This window comes from Pantoea sp. UYEF8 (assembly GCF_040546285.1).
GTDB lineage: Bacteria > Pseudomonadota > Gammaproteobacteria > Enterobacterales > Enterobacteriaceae > Pantoea > Pantoea brenneri.
On the sequence record NZ_JBEPNM010000001.1, the window covers coordinates 379,758 to 395,606 of the forward strand.

Genomic DNA, 15,849 nt, shown 5'->3' on the forward strand with positions numbered 1-15,849 from the left:
TGCTCCTTAACTGTCACGGTAGATGGCCACATCGGCCGCCTCGCCGACCCGTGCCACCGCCCGGTACATTCCTTCGCTATTGAACGGCAGCGCCACGTTACCTTCGCGATCGACCGCAATCAGGCCGCCGCTGCCGCCCAGCTCCAGCACGCTATCGTGAATCACATTGACGCTGGCCTGCTGAAGCGTGCGGCCGGCGTAACGCATCTGCGCCGCCACGTCGTAGGCGGCCAGAGTACGGATAAAAACTTCGCCGGTGCCGGTACAGGAGACCGCCACGCTGTCGTTGCTGGCGTAGCAGCCCGCGCCCGGCAGCGGGGAATCACCGACCCGTCCGGTCTGTTTATTGGTCATGCCGCCGGTCGAGGTCGCCGCAGCCAGATTGCCATTAAGATCGAGCGCCACGGCACCCACCGTGCCAAATTTGCGGTCCGGGTCGAGCGGATCGCCATCGCCGGCAGCGCCATCGTGATCCAGCACCGTTTCGTCGCTGTTTAGTGCGCGCTGCAACTGCTCCCAGCGTTCTGGCGTCGAGAAGTAATCTGCCGCCACCGGCTGCAGGCCCTGCGCCTCGGCGAACTGCTCAGCACCTTCGCCGATAAACAGCACATGCGGACTCTGTTCCAGTACCGCGCGCGCCGCCAGCACCGGATTGCGTACCCGACTGACGCCCGCCACGGCCCCGACATCCAGCGTGCGGCCATCCATCACGCAGGCGTCCAGCTCATGGGTGCCCTGATGGGTAAACACCGCGCCTTTGCCGGCGTTGAACAGCGGACACTCTTCCAGCTGGCGTACCGCTTCTGTTACCGCGTCGAGTGCGCTGGCACCCTCAGCCAGCATCTGCTGACCGTGCGTCACAATATCCAGCAGGGCCTGGCGATAGTGCTGCTCCTTTTCGGCGCTCATCGCTGAGCGCGTAATTGCGCCCGCTCCCCCATGAATGGCGATAACTGCTTTGCCCATAACGCTCTGCCCTGTGGTTGCATCAGCACGAAATACACTGATTTAGAATGGTTTTCATCCATTTTCGGTAATTTTTGACTATAGAAAGCCTGCTAAGTGTTGTAAAGAAGAAACTGTTCCGATGGTTATAACCTTTTCACCCGGCCATATTTCACTTTAGTGGCAGGCGCGTGCCTGGCAGAGAGCAGAGCGCGGATACCGATGTGACTCAGCGGACAAATCCCACCATAATAAGCAGCATCTGAGATAACCTAACTGGAATAACCATGGAAAGCTTTACTGCAGGATTGATCTCCCTTGAGGAGGCACAACAAAAAATGCTGGCGCAGCTGACGCCGATCACTGACACGCTGAGCGTCCCTTTGACCGAAGCGGCCGGGCGGATCACTGCCATGGCCGTCACCTCACCGATTGCGGTACCGCCGTTTGATAATTCAGCGATGGATGGGTACGCGGTGCGGCTGGCGGACGTCAGCCGCGGTGAGCCACTGCCAGTTGCCGGTAAAGCGTTTGCCGGCGCGCCGTTCAGCGGCGAATGGCCGCTGGGCAGCGTGGTGCGGATCATGACCGGCGCCCCGCTGCCGCTAGGCTGTGAAGCGGTGGTGATGCAGGAGCAGACCGAAACCCGTGGCGATGCGATTGTGATTACCGCGCCGGTGCGCGCCGGACAAAATATTCGCCTGACCGGTGACGACATCCAGCCCGGCCACGTGGTGCTTGAAGCCGGTGTGCGGCTCGGCGCGGCTGAACTGCCGCTGCTGGCTTCACTCGGTATTGCGCAGGTTGAGATCGTGCGCAAACTGCGGGTGGCGATCTTCTCTACCGGTGATGAGTTGCAGCCGGTTGGTCAGCCGCTGGCGGCCGGACAAATTTACGATACTAACCGCTTCGCGGTGTCGCTGATGCTGCACAAACTGGGCTGTGAAGTGATCGACCTCGGCATTATTAAGGACGATCCTGCGGCGCTGCGTGCAGCGTTTGAGGAAGCCGATCGTCAGGCTGACGTGGTCATCAGTACCGGCGGCGTGTCGGTCGGCGAAGCCGATTTCACCAAAAGCATGCTGGAGCAGCTCGGCACCATCAGTTTCTGGAAGCTGGCGATCAAACCTGGTAAGCCGTTTGCCTTTGGTCGACTCGCCAGTAGCTGGTTCTGTGGGCTGCCGGGCAATCCGGTTTCCGCTGCGGTCACTTTTTATCAACTGGTACAACCGCTGCTCGCCGCTTTAACCGGGCAGAAGAAAGCGGCGCTGCCACCGCGTCAGAAGGTGCGTAGCGCGTCGCGTCTGAAAAAAACGCCGGGCCGGCTCGATTTTCAGCGTGGGGTGCTGCAACAGAATGCTGAGGGCGAACTGGAAGTGCAGACCACTGGCATGCAGGGCTCACACGTCTTCAGCTCATTTGCGCAGGCTAACTGCTTTATCGTGCTGGAACGCGATCGCGGCAACGTTGAGCCGGGCGAATGGGTCGAGGTAGAGCCGTTTAATGCGCTGCTGGAGGGGTAAATGCTGCCTGAGCTAACCGATGAAGAGATGCTGCGCTACAACCGGCAGATCGTGCTGCGGGGCTTCGATTTTGACGGCCAGGAACGGCTGAAAGCCAGTCAGGCGCTGATTGTCGGTTTGGGTGGACTGGGCTGTGCCGCCGCGCCTTATCTGGCATCGGCCGGGGTCGGCAGGCTAACGCTGCTCGATTTCGACAGCGTGTCACACTCTAATCTGCAGCGGCAGATCCTGCATCATGATGCGGATATAGGCCGTGCCAAAGTTGAATCCGCCGCTCAAAGCCTGGCCGCGATCAATCCCCACTGCCAGCTGCAGCCAATCCACGGCCAGCTGGACGATACGGCGCTGCTGGCGCTCATCGCTCAGCAGCAGGTGGTGCTGGACTGTACCGATAATGTGGCGGCACGTGAGCAGCTTAACCGGCTGTGTCGTCAGCAACGGGTGCCGCTGGTATCCGGCGCGGCGATTCGGATGGAAGGCCAGATCAGCGTGTTTAACTGGCAGCCAGGTACGCCCTGCTATCGCTGCATCAGCCGGCTGTTTGGCGAACAAACCCTGAGCTGTGTCGAGGCAGGCGTAATGGCGCCGCTGGTTGGCGTGATAGGTGCGATGCAGGCCATGGAGGCGATTAAGCTGTTGGCGGACTACGGCACGCCCGCCACCAGCCGGTTGCTGATGTACGATGCGTTAAGCGCAGAGTTCCGGAGCATGAAGGTGGCGCAGGACGCGCAGTGCGAAGTGTGTGGCGCGCAGCACCGATGAAAAAACGGGGTAGCCTGCGCTACCCCGTCCGGTATCAGACGATGCCCTGACTACGCAGGTAATCTTCGTAGTTGCCGGTGAAGTCCACCACCCGATCCGATTTGATTTCCATCACCCGGGTCGCCAGCGAGCTGACGAATTCACGGTCGTGTGAAACGAAAATCAGCGTCCCTTCGTACATCTCCAGCGCCATATTAAGTGACTCAATCGACTCCATGTCGAGGTGGTTAGTCGGTTCATCCATAATCAGGATGTTCGGTTTTTCCATCATCAGCTTACCGAACAGCATGCGACCTTTTTCACCACCGGACAGCACTTTGGCCGGTTTCTTAATATCATCCTGCGAGAATAACAGGCGGCCAAGAATACTGCGCACGCTCTGCTCATCGTCGCCAGCCTGTTTCCACTGACTCATCCAGTCAAATACTGTCAGGTCATTGGCGAAATCTTCGGCGTGATCCTGAGCGTAATAACCGATGCGTGCATTTTCTGACCATTTAACGCTGCCGCTATCGGGGTTCAGTTGGCTGACCAGCGTTTTAAGCAGGGTCGATTTACCAATACCGTTGGCACCGATTACCGCCAGTTTTTCGCCCACTTCCAGCAGCAGGTTTAAATTCTTAAACAGCGGACCGTTATCAAAGCCTTTGGTTAAGCCTTCGACTTCCAGCGCATTACGGAACAATTTCTTGTCCTGTTCAAAACGGATAAACGGGTTCTGACGGCTGGAGGCTTTTACCTCATCCAGTTTAATTTTATCCATCTGTTTTGCGCGCGAGGTTGCCTGACGGGATTTAGAGGCGTTGGCGCTAAAGCGGCTGACAAAAGATTGCAGATCGGCAATCTGCGCTTTTTTCTTGGCATTATCGGCTAACAGACGTTCACGCGCCTGGGTCGCTGCGGTCATATATTCGTCATAATTGCCGGAATAGACCCGCAGCTCGCCATAATCCAAATCAGCCATGTGGGTGCAGACCATATTAAGGAAGTGACGGTCATGCGAAATGATAATCATGGTGCTGTCACGTTCGTTCAGCACCTGCTCCAGCCAGCGGATAGTATCGATATCCAGGTTGTTGGTCGGTTCGTCCAGTAACAAAATATCAGGATTAGAGAACAGCGCCTGCGCCAGCAGGACGCGCAATTTAAAGCCTGGAGCAATTTCACTCATCGGGCCATAATGTTGCTCAACCGGAATACCGACGCCGAGTAATAACTCACCGGCACGGGATTCGGCGCTGTAGCCGTCCATTTCACCGTAAACTGCTTCGAGGTCGGCAACTTTATAGCCTTCCTCTTCGCTCATTTCCGGCAAAGAATAAATACGATCGCGTTCCTGCTTAACTTCCCATAATTCATGGTGACCCATAATCACGGTGTCCAGCACGCTATATTGTTCAAAGGCGAACTGATCCTGACGTAACTTACCGATACGCTCATTGGGATCGTAAGAGACGTTGCCGCCTGAAGGCACCAGATCGCCACCCAGAATCTTCATGAAGGTGGATTTTCCGCTGCCGTTCGCACCGATTAAACCGTAACGATTACCGCCGCCAAATTTAACGGAGATGTTCTCGAACAGTGGCTTACTGCCAAACTGCATGGTGATATTGCTGCTAACTAACACGGCATTGACCTTTGTGAAGAGAGTGGATAGAAAAACGGCAGCTATTATGCCAGATGTGACGCAGCGCACGCCAGTCTAAGCCGCGGATTGCGGGTGGGATGATTGATATCGCGACAGAAATAAAAAAGCCGGAGGGCCATTAAGGCCCCCCGGCTCCCACTTACAAGGATTGTGTTGATCAATCGATCAGGAAGCTGTCCAGGCTTTTACCGGCATCCAGCGCTTTTTTAATCGCTGCCGGGGTACGGCCCTGGCCAGTCCAGGATTTTTTCTCGCCGTTTTCGTCGGTATAAGAATATTTAGCCGGACGCGGTGCACGCTTAGCGCGTTTTTTACCGGTTTCCAGCGCACCTAATAATTCATTAGGATCGATGCCGTCAGCCAGCAGCATTTCACGATATTTCGACAGTTTTTCTTCTTTTTCGCGATTCTGCGTCTCTTCCGCTTCCGCTTCTTCACGGCGCTCGGTGACCACAACGTTTAATTTTTCGAGGATCTCTTCAAGATCGCTCAGTGGCAGTTCACGGGCCTGGGCACGTAATGTGCGAATATTGTTCAGAACTTTAAATGCGTCACTCATCACAATGTCCTTGTTTAAGGGGGTTAATAAAACTGTAGCGACAAGATTACCTAATTCAAATAAAAAAATAAATTATTTTTACGCTCCAGATAATTCTTAGATGTTATTTCAAAAACGCTGGCTGAATTTGAGCGGCTAATTCCTGACGTTTTATTAACGCTGAATTAACACTGAACGGCGTCTTACTTCCGTCACTGGAATCGATTACAGGCATCCTTCGCCCGCTGTGATGGGCAAAAAACACCGGTTTAAAGAGTCTGACGCCCTGTTTTTTATTTGGGGTCCGCTGCATACCAGGGCGAGATTAAACGCGCGATAAATTTCGATCTCAGTCACAATAGTTTACAGATTAACGCGAAAAGCCCCCCGCCGCGACGCACCGTAATAGCGCAAAAGGTTCACCGTGCTGGCGCATTTTTATTAATGCCTGTGGATGGTTTAAAAATTTCGCCGTGCAGGCGCAGTTCGTCAGATAAACCTCAGGCGGACTGCGGCCGGTTAACCGATTTAACCGACGTATCGGGCCTATTAAGCAGACACATCGGCAGATGGCATACCCGACGCCGATAAACCTGGCTGTGAATAAAAACAGAAAACCCCCGCGCGGCTAATCGGGCGTTGCTAACGCTATTTATCCTGTTCAGGTAAATAATAGCCGGCGCGGTGCCCGGCCTTAGCTGAATAATAACCCTGATATTAATCCTGGTTTATTCCCGCTGACGCGCGGCCGGTAAAAATGCAGTGAACGGTGACGATTCAATGAGTTATCAGAGCGAGAAACGCGCAATGTGGGGAGGAACAGTGACTGGCAGGGTCGGTGTTGCCGGTGTAAAAAATTGCGGCGATGGCAGCCGGGTCTCTGCCACCGCCTGAAGGTTAATTCACCTCTGTCGCCGGACCAAATACCGAATACTGCGGCAGTTCGACGTTTTGATAGGTTTCCCAGCCGCCGCCCAGCGCTTTATACAGCGCGACTAAATCCAGCGCGCTCTGCATCCGCGCCTGAGTAGCCTGCTCTTCAGCCTGCGCCAGCTGACGCTGTGCATCCAGCACCTCGAGGAAGGTTGAGAGTCCCTGACGGTAGCTATCGCTGGCCAGATCGAAGGCGCGCTGCAACGAACCGGTGGTCTGATCCAGCGCGGTGACCCGCTGCTGATCGGCGCGGTAGCTGACCAGCGCATTCTCCACGTCCTGTAAGGCGGTCAGTACCGTCTGACGATAGTCGAGTGCGGCACTGGCCTGCTGCGCCCGCGCCAGTTTGACGCTCGACACCAGCCGTCCGCCCTGGAAAATTGGAATCGATAATGACGGGCCGTAGCTGTAGAAGTGACTGCTCCAGTTATCGAGATAGCTGACGTCGGTGTTGCGCACGCCAAGCTGGCCGGTCAGTGACAGGCTGGGGAACAGCTGCGCGACGGAAACGCCAATCTCCGCCGTCTGTGCATGCAGCGTCGCTTCCGCCTGACGGATATCAGGACGACGTCGCGCCAGCGTAGAAGGGATCCCCACCGGGACAAACTGCGGCAGCGGCGGGAGTGCTTTCGGCGCACTCAGTTCAGCATCCAGCGAGCCTGGCGTTTTGCCCAGCAGCACCGCTAAGCCATTCATCGCCTGACGTGCCTGCGACTGATACTGCGGCAGCTGCGCCTGCAGGCTACTGAGCTGGGCGCGGGCATTTTCCACATCGGTCAACGGTGCCAGTCCGTTACGCTGCTGGCTCTGGGTCAGTTCGGTAGTCTGCTGCGCCACATCAATCTGCTGCTGCAGCGTCTGGATAGTACTTTGCGCGCCACGCAGTTGCAGCCAGGCACGCGCCACTTCCGCTTCCAGCGACACCAGCGCATCGTTGCGCTGCTCAATCGCCGCCTGCTGCTGGGCATTGGCGGACTCAACCTGACGGCGCACTTTGCCCCACAGGTCGAGTTCCCAACTGGCATCGAAACTGCCCTGATAGAGCGTGACCGGCTGGGTCAGCCCATTGAGCTGGCTGGCGACATTGCTGTCGAGCTGATCGGTCGCGCCATTGGCTTTCAGCAAGCCTTCCAGCCCGAGCTGTTGGCGGTTGACTTTGGCCGAACCGTTGAGGCTGGGAAACAGGCCGCCCTGCGCCTGGCTCAGTTGCTCACGCGCCCCGGCAATGCGCAGCACCGCCTGTTGCAGCGTCAGGTTGCCTTCAATTGCTCGGGCGATCAGGCTGTCGAGTTGCGGATCGTTGAAGCTGCGCCACCAGCGGGAGTTGATCGCCGCACTCTGCGGCTTAGACGCTTCCTGCGAATCCAGGCTGTTGTAGCTGCCGGGCACCGCCGGCTTCGGTGCCTGGTAATCTGGCCCGACGGCGCAGCCGGCCAGCGAAAGTGCCAGCGTAAACAGGCTCAACGGTTTCAGGCCGCGAGAAGAAATAACCTTCATGTCAGTGTGCTCCTGCACTGCCTTCGCTCTTAATCGGCGACAGCAGCCAACAAAATGGAATCAAAATCAGGGCGACAATACTCAGGCCTGAGAAGACATCGATGTAAGCGAGAATGCGCGACTGGGCGATCATCTCCTGATAGAGCTGACCGCTTGCCAGGGTGATGGGATCGCCTACCGCTGAGGTAAAGTCGCGAATTGCCTGCGCCCAGTGCTGAACGGTGATGTTGAACGGCTCGTTGAGCGGCGTCATGTTATGCACCATATGCGCCGAGCGCACCTGCTCACGTTCGGTGATGGCGGCGGTCGACAATGAAATACCAATCGAACCGGCGACGTTTCGGAACATGGTAAACAGCGCCGAGGCGTCAGCATTGAGCCGCTGCGGAATAGTGACGAACGCGATAGTGGTGAGCGGCACGAACAGGAAACCGAGCCCGATAGACTGCGCGCTGCGCATCAACACCAGCGTGGTGAAATCAACGTCGGGTGTCAGGGTCGAAGAGTAGAGGAACGCGACCGACAGACAGCTGAAACCAAACGCAATGATGTAGCGCGTCTGCACAATCGGCATCAGTTTCAGCACCAGCGGGATAGTCAGCACGATCAGCACCGCCCCGGGTGACAGCACCAGTCCGGACCAGGTGGCGGTATAGCCCAGATCCTGCTGCGCCAGCTGCGGCAGAACCACGGAGCTGCCGTACAGGATCATTGCCATCCCGGCCATCAGCAGCCCGGCCACCCAGAAGTTCCGGTCTTTCATCACCAGAATATCGACCACCGGCTTGCGGGCATACATCAGCCAGTAGACCGCCCCGACAATACCGATCACCGCCAGAATGGCGAACAGCACAATAAAGTGCGAGGCAAACCAGTCTTCGTCTTCACCGCGATCCAGCATCACCTGCAGACAGCCGAGTCCGAGGGTAATTAAGCTGATACCGATGTAATCGATCTTCAGTTTGCCCTTGGCCCATTTGCGCTCCCACGGCGGATCTTCCAGCAACTGATAGATCGCCAGTACGGTGAGCACGCCGACCGGAATGTTTATAAAGAACACCCAGCGCCAGCTGTAATTATCGGTGATCCAGCCGCCCAGCGTTGGCCCGATAACCGGTGCCACGATGATGGCGATGGAGGAGAGACCAAACGCCTTGCCGCGATCTTCCGCCTTAAAATAGTCCAGCAGCACCGACTGCTGCACCGGCTGCAAGCCGCCACCAAAAAAGCCCTGCAGGACGCGGAACAGAATAATTTGCCACAGCTCAGTGGCGATGCCACACAGGAAAGAGCAGATGGTGAACATCACAATGCAGATCAGGAAAAACTGCTTACGGCCAAACAGTCGGCTGAAGAAGGCGGAGATCGGCAGCACAATGCCGTTTGCCACCAGATACGAGGTCAGCACCCAGGTTGACTCGTCATAGCTGGAAGAGAGCGAACCGGCGATATGCGGCAGCGCCACGTTAACAATCGTGGTGTCGAGGATCTCCATGAACACCGCCAGGGTGACCGTGACCGCTACCAGCCACGGATTGCTGGCCGGTTTCCAGCTCTGCGGGGCACTCATTCCACCGTCACCTTCGGTTCAACCGACAGGCCGAGCGGCAGCGGATGATTCGGGTCCAGACCTTTATCAATCACGATCTTGACCGGTACGCGCTGCACGATTTTGACGTAGTTACCGGTGGCATTTTCTGATGGGAAAGTGGAGAAGCGTGAACCGGAGCCCATCTGAATACTGTCGACGTGCCCTTCCAGCTTCATATCCGGCCAGGCATCAACGGTGATCGCCACTTTGTCGCCTGGGTTCATGCGCTCAAGCTGCGACTCTTTGAAGTTGGCGGTAATCCAGATATCCGGCGACACCAGCGAGAACAGCGAAGATCCTGCCTGTACCAGCGTGCCGAGCTGCACATTACGCTTGGTAACAAAGCCGTCGTACGGAGCGCGCACCTGGGTGTAGGAGAGATTAAGATCGGCGGTGTTGAGCTGCGCTCTGGCCTGTTCAACCTGTTGCTGACGCGCTTCAACGTTGGTTTCCTGCTGGCGAATCTGTAACTGCACCTGCGACGCTACTTCCACCTGCGCTTTCGCGCTCTGCAACTGGGCCTGAGCAGAACGTAACTGTGCCGCCGCGGTGTCAATATTGCGCTGGCTGGTGGCGCGTGGATCGACGCCGCGCTGGCGACGGTAATCCGCCTGCGCGTTAAGCAGATTCGCTTCCGCTTTGGCCTGATCGGCTAACGCCTGATCGCGCTGGGCCGGATACTGTACCCGCGACAGCGCCAGTTGCGCCTGCGCCTGGTGCAACTGAGCGACCGCCAGGCCGAGTTGGGCTTTGGCCTGATCGCGCTGCGCCTGATTATCGCTGGGATCAATTTCGACCAGCAGATCGCCCTTCTTCACCCGCTGGTTATCTTTAACCAACAGCTTAACCACATAACCGGATGCCTTCGGTGCGATGGTCACCGCATCGCCTTCGGTAAAGGCGTCATCGGTGGTCTCCTGGTTACGGGTTGAGAACCAGAACCAGAAACCGACAATCAGCATCACCACTACCACAATTGCCAGAATTATCAACGGTTTCTTGCCGGGGCGTTTGCGTTCAGGCTGCTGATCGTTATCCTGGTTATCATCAGACTGACTGTTCTTATCCGGCGCATTTTCTGCGTCCTGCTGGTGTGGATCGCGTTGGTTGTTCTCGCTCATAGTTCCCATCACTGGCTAAGGCCCTAATTCCCGGGCATAAAAGGTCTCGTTAACCTTAGATCGAAAACTGACAAAATCCAGCATAACTTTACCTAACCTGAGGAAAGGCGCACATCCTGCTACCTGGGATTGGCAGCAGGATGAAGTGGACTTATTTGAGCAACTGCAGCAACAGCCAGCCGCTGGCCATTGACCAGCCGAGTAATGGCAGGGAGAAGAGATGGAAACGCCACCAGACCGCACGATCCTGCGCCATTCGCAAGGCGATCAGGTTAGCGAGCGAGCCGGGCAACAGGCCGAAGCCGCCGATATTCACCGCCCAGGCGAGCACCTCAGACGGCGGGACTTTTTGCAGCAGCAGAATCGTGGCCGGCACGTTGCTGATCACCTGTGACAATCCAATCGCCAGCAGGTAGAGCTGTCCCTGACCGAGCTGGGCAATTGCATCAAAGTGCGCCTGCATTACCGGCAGGCGCGTTAGCAGCCAGACGTCGATGAACATAGCGATAAACACCGCCAGCAGACTCCAGTCGATGCGCAGTAACACCGGGCGCGCCATCAGCAGGAAGCTGGCGATGATCAACAGCAGCACCCAGCCGGTCACCTGCCACTCCAGCCCGGCGATAAACAGCAGATAGAGCAGCACGCTGACTACAAACAGCGGCTTCTGCCACTGCGGCTGGTGCGGATTATCGTGTTTCTCAATAGTGCGCTTCGAAAAGCTAAACCAGGTTAACAGCACCAGGCTGAGCAACAGCCAGACCGCCAGCGGCAGCATCTGCACAATAAAGCCGGCCACGCTGAGCGAGCCGTGACTCCATAACAAAATGTTTTGTGGATTGCCGACCGGCGTCAGCAGCGATCCGGCGTTAACCGCCAGCGCTTCAAAGATAATCAGCCGTGAAATCGGTAAGCGCGAGAACTTACGCAACGTCAGGGTCAGCGGCACCAGAATGAACAGCGCCACATCATTAGTCAGAAAGGTTGAAAGCAGCGCCGCCGCCAGCACCATAAACAGCGCCAGCGCGCGTTCATGGCGAAAGCGGGCGATCAGCCGTCCGCCCAGCACATCAAAATAACCGCTGGTTTCCAGACCTTTAGTCAGGATCAGCAAGCCGGTGAGGGTAATAATGGTGTGCCAGTCCACCGCACCAGGCAGATCCGGCCAGCGAAAGTCAGCCAGAAATGCCAGCACCACACCAATAACGACGAGTAAATGCAAAATCGAGTCATGCAAAAAAGATCGAAACAGCTGCGGCATGATGGCATTGCGCCTTAAGAGTTAACGGGTTTCACAGAACTTCTGGAACACGGCCAGGGTTTCATCACTGACGTGATGCTCAATACCTTCTGAGTCACGGCGGGCAGTTTCCGGGCTGATCCCCAGCGCCAGCAGGAAAGTTTCAACAATATGATGACGGGCACGGCTCTCCTCAGCCAGCTTCTCGCCCTCGCTGGTGAGAAATACGCCGCGATAAGGCACCTGCTCAACCAGTCCGGCGCTGCCGAGACGTTTCAGCATTTTTGCCACCGTTGGCTGGGAAACGCCCAATCGCGCCGCCATATCAACCTGACGGGCTTCGCCAAATTCACCAATCAAATCAGAGATTAACTCAACGTAGTCATCAATTAATTCACGACGATGCGCTTCGCGCACCTGCCGAAAACCTTCGACATGCTCTTCAATATCTTTCAGTGGTCCTTGCGGGGCAGAAACCACGCTTTTGGCACGACGACTCATTCAGCTTCCTCTTTATTATGTCCGTACTGTCACTGCCGTACGGATGTAGCTGCGCTCATTGTAAACCAGGTGCAAAGAAGCTCAAATTTTTCGTCATTAGCCTTGGCTAAATGATATAGCCAATGCTATATTTGTTGATAATGTAAGCAGCCGGTGATCAAGATCATGATCGATCCCTATCTGTTACTGTTGTTGTTTATGGGTTACGTCGCCGGACTCTGCTTACTTTTACGTCGATACTGATTGGGAGGTGATTCTATGAGCACCCTGAAATGCTGTTTAGATTGCAGCAAATGCTTCCAGGCTGAAAAGAGAACAACCACGGAGATGAAATCCTGGCTGTGCCTGCTGACGCGTTCCCCATTCACACTGCGTCTGATGTTGATTGAAAAACTACTCGGCAAAAAGCCCGAAGATCGTCGCTGTCAGAATCTGATCTGGCGCGGATAATTCTTTATTTGCCCGTTTACAGCGCCTTTCAGTGAATCACTGGAGGGCCACTTCTCTGTTTCGCTCAGATAATATTCTTCTCAGGCAACCTACCCTTCAGATAATGTTCTCTTCAGCTGTTATGCAGTTCAGATAACGTTCGCTTCAGGTAAGCTTTACTTCAGCGGTCACTGCCGCCAGACAATGTTTCCCTTGCCCCTTTCCCTGGCTGATAACCTGACACCACGCCACGTCAGATCAGGCGCGATTCGGCCTGCGGCATTGTGCTCGCTGGACAGCAGAAGCCCGCGTTAAACGGGCGGAGTGTCCCGCTTCTGCAGAAGCCGTCTGGCAAGCGCGCAATAAAAAACGGCCCATAAAGGGCCGTTTTTTGGCAGGTCGTCTAAGCTAAACTTAGAAGCTGTAACCTACGCCAGCAATCCAGGTGCCAACGTCAACGTTACGGATGCGGCTCTGCTCGTAGCCCACGTCCAGTGCAACGTTTTCGATTGGGTTGAACTGCATACCAGCGCCGTATGAGAAACCTACGTCGCTGCTATCAGATTTGTCACGTGAAGCGGTGTCGTTCTGCTGGAATTTACCATAGCCGATACCCACAACACCGTAGATGCTTGCCCAGTCGTTCAGACGGTAAGCAGGACCACCAGTGATGCCGTAGTATTGACCTTTGTTGTAAAAGCCATCTTCGGTACGATCTTTTTCGGTGTAGGTGAATGAGCCGATCCAACCCAGTGGGTTAGAACCGTCTTCATAGCGGTATTTCAGGTTGAAGCCGTTAGCTTTGTTAGCCACGCCCTGGTAATCGCTCTGAGCATAGCCACCAGTTACGGTGCTCTGTGCCATTGCTGAACCTGCAGATACTGCCAGTACACAGGCTAATGCTGAAAGACATGCAATTTTTTTCATAACCACCTCAAATGTGAAAATACTTCTCTCCTGACAACGCTGAAAATATAACAAAAAATAGCGAGAAACTCTGCCCGCATTTTGTTGTCTAACAGAATGTTTGGTGTAACAGGAAGTTAATGCAACAACCTATGTCATTCATTTTTCTTATAAAAACCGTCATCTTCCTGCAATAATTTTTTTTCCATGTTTTCGGTCTTTAAGTAAAATCCTAAAAAAACCTGACGTTTCTTTACCAAATTGGTCCTGAATCTGGCCAGAATTTGCGCAGTTAACGCAAATTTAAACGCCACTCTGTCATTTTTTTGCTCGCCATTTCCTTTACACTGACTGACTCATCGCGCTTATGACCAGGAAATGTATACAGGATGTCTGCCTCTTCAGCTCAAAAAAGCCTTACGCCCGTCTTGTTACCGATCGCCGTGCTGCTGATTGCGATGTTATCGCTGCAGGGTGGTGCCTCTCTGGCCAAAACACTGTTCCCGAGCGTCGGCGCGACCGGCATCACTGCCCTGCGTCTCGGCTTCGGCACCCTGATTCTCTGCCTGATCTTCAAACCATGGCGCTTACGCTTCAGCCGCGAACAGCGGATGCCGCTGTTGATGTATGGGCTGGCGCTTGGTGCGATGAATTTTATGTTCTATCTGGCGATTCGTACCGTGCCGCTCGGGGTAGCGGTTGCACTGGAGTTTACCGGTCCGCTGGCGCTGGCGCTATTCGGATCGCGCCGTCTGCTCGATTTTGTCTGGGTGCTGCTGGCGGTGGTGGGATTAGGCTTCCTGCTGCCGTTCGGTGCTGGCATGGCATCGATTGACCCGCTGGGTGCCGCGCTGGCGGTGGGTGCAGGCGCCTGCTGGGCAATCTATATTCTGGCTGGCCAGCGCGCCGGTGCGGAGCACGGTCCTGCCACCGTGGCGATTGGCTCGCTGATCGCATCGATTATTTTTGTTCCGCTCGGCCTGACGTTTGCCGAAAGCGGCATCTGGCACTGGAGCGTGCTGCCGGTGGCGCTGCTGGTAGCGTTGCTTTCCAGCGCTATTCCCTATTCGCTTGAGATGATCGCGTTAACGCGCTTACCGGCACGCATCTTCGGCACGCTGATGAGCCTGGAGCCAGCGATGGCGGCTTTTTCCGGCATGCTGTTTCTCGGCGAAACCCTGACGCCGCTGCAGTGCCTGGCGCTACTGGCGATCATCACTGCCTCAGCCGGTTCCACCCTCACCATGAAGCCAAAAAAGAGTCAGTTAAGCGAAGTGGAAATTAACAGCAGCGGGACCAAATAAACGATAAACAGGATTTTGATCAGCCGCTTAAATAACAATCATACTTAACGTGAGAATTATTCTTAACTAAATCAAGCGACTGTCTTTCGTATTTTGAAACAGTCGCTTATCTGTTATTTACATTAACATTTAACAATCTGATTTATAAACAGTTTAACCTTCCATTGTATTTTAACATGGCATTAACCCTTCCCGCCTGGCGCGGCCTGTGCTGAAGATACGCACTATTTCAGCCATCGACACAGCCGTTAATGCAAAGCTGAAAACCGCTGCTATACTTATCCGGTACTTGATTAGGACAACCATCAAAGAGAGGACTGAAACGATGAGTACCGCTAAATTGGTTAAAACTAAATCTTCCGACCTGATTTATACCCGCAACGATGTGGCAGATGATGAGAAAAAAGCCACCATTGAAGTGTTGAACCGTCTGGTTGTCGAATTTATTGATCTGTCTTTGATCACCAAGCAGGCCCACTGGAATATGCGTGGCGCTAACTTTATTGGTGTTCACGAAATGCTGGACGGCTTCCGTACCACAATTACCGATCATCAGGACACCATTGCTGAGCGTGTTGTACAGCTGGGCGGCGTTGCGCTGGGTACCGCGCAGGTAGTTAATGATAAAACACCCCTGAAAAGCTACCCGCTTAACATCCACAGCGTGCAGGACCACCTGAAAGCGCTGGCCGATCGTTATAGCGTCGTTGCCAACGACACCCGCAAAGCGATTTCAGAAGTTAAAGATGAAGATACTGCTGACATCTTTACTGCCGCTTCACGTGACCTGGATAAATTCCTGTGGTTTATCGAAGCTAACATTGAATAACAGCCATTGATTTATCAATGAGACAAAACTGGCGGGGAGACCCGCCTTTTTTACGTCTGTGTTACCGCAATTTTATGACCCT

The 15,849-nt window shown here is 55.0% G+C and carries 14 protein-coding genes; 5 read left to right on the forward strand and 9 right to left on the reverse strand.

Translation table 11 applies throughout. From position 1 onward, the window contains the following. Positions 1-6: 6 nt before the first annotated feature. On the reverse strand, positions 7-966 hold the full coding sequence (locus tag ABIB18_RS01880; protein ID WP_046288426.1) for an isoaspartyl peptidase/L-asparaginase family protein: 960 nt from the start codon (positions 964-966) through the stop codon (positions 7-9). 266 nt (positions 967-1,232) lie between these two features. Here ABIB18_RS01880 and moeA point away from each other — a divergent pair, with 266 nt between their 5' ends. Together moeA and moeB are read left to right on the forward strand one after the other, a co-directional pair. After that, entirely contained in the window at positions 1,233-2,468 is a 1,236-nt protein-coding gene (moeA, locus tag ABIB18_RS01885; RefSeq protein WP_354473569.1) for a molybdopterin molybdotransferase MoeA, read from the forward strand. Then, positions 2,469-3,230 carry a molybdopterin-synthase adenylyltransferase MoeB gene (gene moeB / locus ABIB18_RS01890; protein WP_031377022.1) on the forward strand — a complete coding sequence of 254 codons (762 nt, stop codon included), beginning with the start codon at positions 2,469-2,471 and terminating at the stop codon, positions 3,228-3,230. 34 nt (positions 3,231-3,264) lie between these two features. Here the strand turns inward: moeB and ABIB18_RS01895 are convergent, their stop codons facing one another. From ABIB18_RS01895 to mntR, 7 genes are all read right to left on the reverse strand, one after another. Next, positions 3,265-4,857, reverse strand: a complete 1,593-nt coding sequence (locus ABIB18_RS01895) for an ABC-F family ATPase (RefSeq protein WP_046288427.1) — start codon at positions 4,855-4,857, stop codon at positions 3,265-3,267. A 178-nt stretch (positions 4,858-5,035) separates the two neighbouring features. Beyond that, positions 5,036-5,437, reverse strand: a complete 402-nt coding sequence (locus ABIB18_RS01900) for an H-NS family histone-like protein (protein ID WP_031377023.1) — start codon at positions 5,435-5,437, stop codon at positions 5,036-5,038. A gap of 876 nt (positions 5,438-6,313) precedes the next feature. Beyond that, positions 6,314-7,846 carry an efflux transporter outer membrane subunit gene (locus ABIB18_RS01905; protein ID WP_159224035.1) on the reverse strand — a complete coding sequence of 511 codons (1,533 nt, stop codon included), beginning with the start codon at positions 7,844-7,846 and terminating at the stop codon, positions 6,314-6,316. A 1-nt stretch (position 7,847) separates the two neighbouring features. Beyond that, a complete protein-coding gene (locus tag ABIB18_RS01910) occupies positions 7,848-9,416 on the reverse strand; it encodes a DHA2 family efflux MFS transporter permease subunit (protein ID WP_354473570.1) in 1,569 nt (522 codons plus the stop codon). Beyond that, a complete protein-coding gene (locus tag ABIB18_RS01915) occupies positions 9,413-10,558 on the reverse strand; it encodes an HlyD family secretion protein (protein WP_031377025.1) in 1,146 nt (381 codons plus the stop codon). Before ABIB18_RS01915 ends, ABIB18_RS01910 begins: the two co-directional genes overlap by 4 nt. 151 nt (positions 10,559-10,709) lie before the next feature. Then, on the reverse strand, positions 10,710-11,819 hold the full coding sequence (locus ABIB18_RS01920) for an SLC13 family permease (protein ID WP_031377026.1): 1,110 nt from the start codon (positions 11,817-11,819) through the stop codon (positions 10,710-10,712). Between the two features lie 21 nt (positions 11,820-11,840). Beyond that, positions 11,841-12,299, reverse strand: a complete 459-nt coding sequence (mntR, locus tag ABIB18_RS01925) for a manganese-binding transcriptional regulator MntR (RefSeq protein ID WP_046288429.1) — start codon at positions 12,297-12,299, stop codon at positions 11,841-11,843. Positions 12,300-12,557: 258 nt separating this feature from the next. Between mntR and ABIB18_RS01930 the strand changes: the two genes are divergently transcribed. Beyond that, the gene (locus ABIB18_RS01930) at positions 12,558-12,749 is read left to right on the forward strand and encodes a hypothetical protein (protein ID WP_031377027.1); all 192 of its coding nucleotides are present in this window, start codon (positions 12,558-12,560) and stop codon (positions 12,747-12,749) included. Between the two features lie 393 nt (positions 12,750-13,142). Here ABIB18_RS01930 and ompX read toward each other — a convergent pair whose 3' ends face one another. Next, positions 13,143-13,655, reverse strand: a complete 513-nt coding sequence (gene ompX / locus ABIB18_RS01935; RefSeq protein WP_031377028.1) for an outer membrane protein OmpX — start codon at positions 13,653-13,655, stop codon at positions 13,143-13,145. 368 nt (positions 13,656-14,023) lie between these two features. On the opposite strand from ompX, the gene rhtA reads away from it, so the two are divergent. Beyond that, a complete protein-coding gene (gene rhtA / locus ABIB18_RS01940) occupies positions 14,024-14,938 on the forward strand; it encodes a threonine/homoserine exporter RhtA (protein ID WP_031377029.1) in 915 nt (304 codons plus the stop codon). Positions 14,939-15,263: 325 nt separating this feature from the next. Continuing rightward, on the forward strand, positions 15,264-15,767 hold the full coding sequence (gene dps / locus ABIB18_RS01945; RefSeq protein WP_031377030.1) for a DNA starvation/stationary phase protection protein Dps: 504 nt from the start codon (positions 15,264-15,266) through the stop codon (positions 15,765-15,767). Positions 15,768-15,849: the final 82 nt, after the last annotated feature.

Excerpts from the sequence above, each read along its gene's own strand:
- ABIB18_RS01880 (WP_046288426.1), bottom strand. The coding sequence starts at position 966 with ATGGGCAAAGCAGTTATCGCCATTCATGGGGGAGCGGGCGCAATTACG.
- moeA (WP_354473569.1), top strand. The coding sequence starts at position 1,233 with ATGGAAAGCTTTACTGCAGGATTGATCTCCCTTGAGGAGGCACAACAA.
- moeB (WP_031377022.1), top strand. The coding sequence starts at position 2,469 with ATGCTGCCTGAGCTAACCGATGAAGAGATGCTGCGCTACAACCGGCAG.
- ABIB18_RS01900 (WP_031377023.1), bottom strand. The coding sequence starts at position 5,437 with ATGAGTGACGCATTTAAAGTTCTGAACAATATTCGCACATTACGTGCC.
- ABIB18_RS01905 (WP_159224035.1), bottom strand. The coding sequence starts at position 7,846 with ATGAAGGTTATTTCTTCTCGCGGCCTGAAACCGTTGAGCCTGTTTACG.
- ABIB18_RS01910 (WP_354473570.1), bottom strand. The coding sequence starts at position 9,416 with ATGAGTGCCCCGCAGAGCTGGAAACCGGCCAGCAATCCGTGGCTGGTA.
- ABIB18_RS01915 (WP_031377025.1), bottom strand. The coding sequence starts at position 10,558 with ATGAGCGAGAACAACCAACGCGATCCACACCAGCAGGACGCAGAAAAT.
- ABIB18_RS01920 (WP_031377026.1), bottom strand. The coding sequence starts at position 11,819 with ATGCCGCAGCTGTTTCGATCTTTTTTGCATGACTCGATTTTGCATTTA.
- mntR (WP_046288429.1), bottom strand. The coding sequence starts at position 12,299 with ATGAGTCGTCGTGCCAAAAGCGTGGTTTCTGCCCCGCAAGGACCACTG.
- ABIB18_RS01930 (WP_031377027.1), top strand. The coding sequence starts at position 12,558 with ATGAGCACCCTGAAATGCTGTTTAGATTGCAGCAAATGCTTCCAGGCT.
- ompX (WP_031377028.1), bottom strand. The coding sequence starts at position 13,655 with ATGAAAAAAATTGCATGTCTTTCAGCATTAGCCTGTGTACTGGCAGTA.
- rhtA (WP_031377029.1), top strand. The coding sequence starts at position 14,024 with ATGTCTGCCTCTTCAGCTCAAAAAAGCCTTACGCCCGTCTTGTTACCG.
- dps (WP_031377030.1), top strand. The coding sequence starts at position 15,264 with ATGAGTACCGCTAAATTGGTTAAAACTAAATCTTCCGACCTGATTTAT.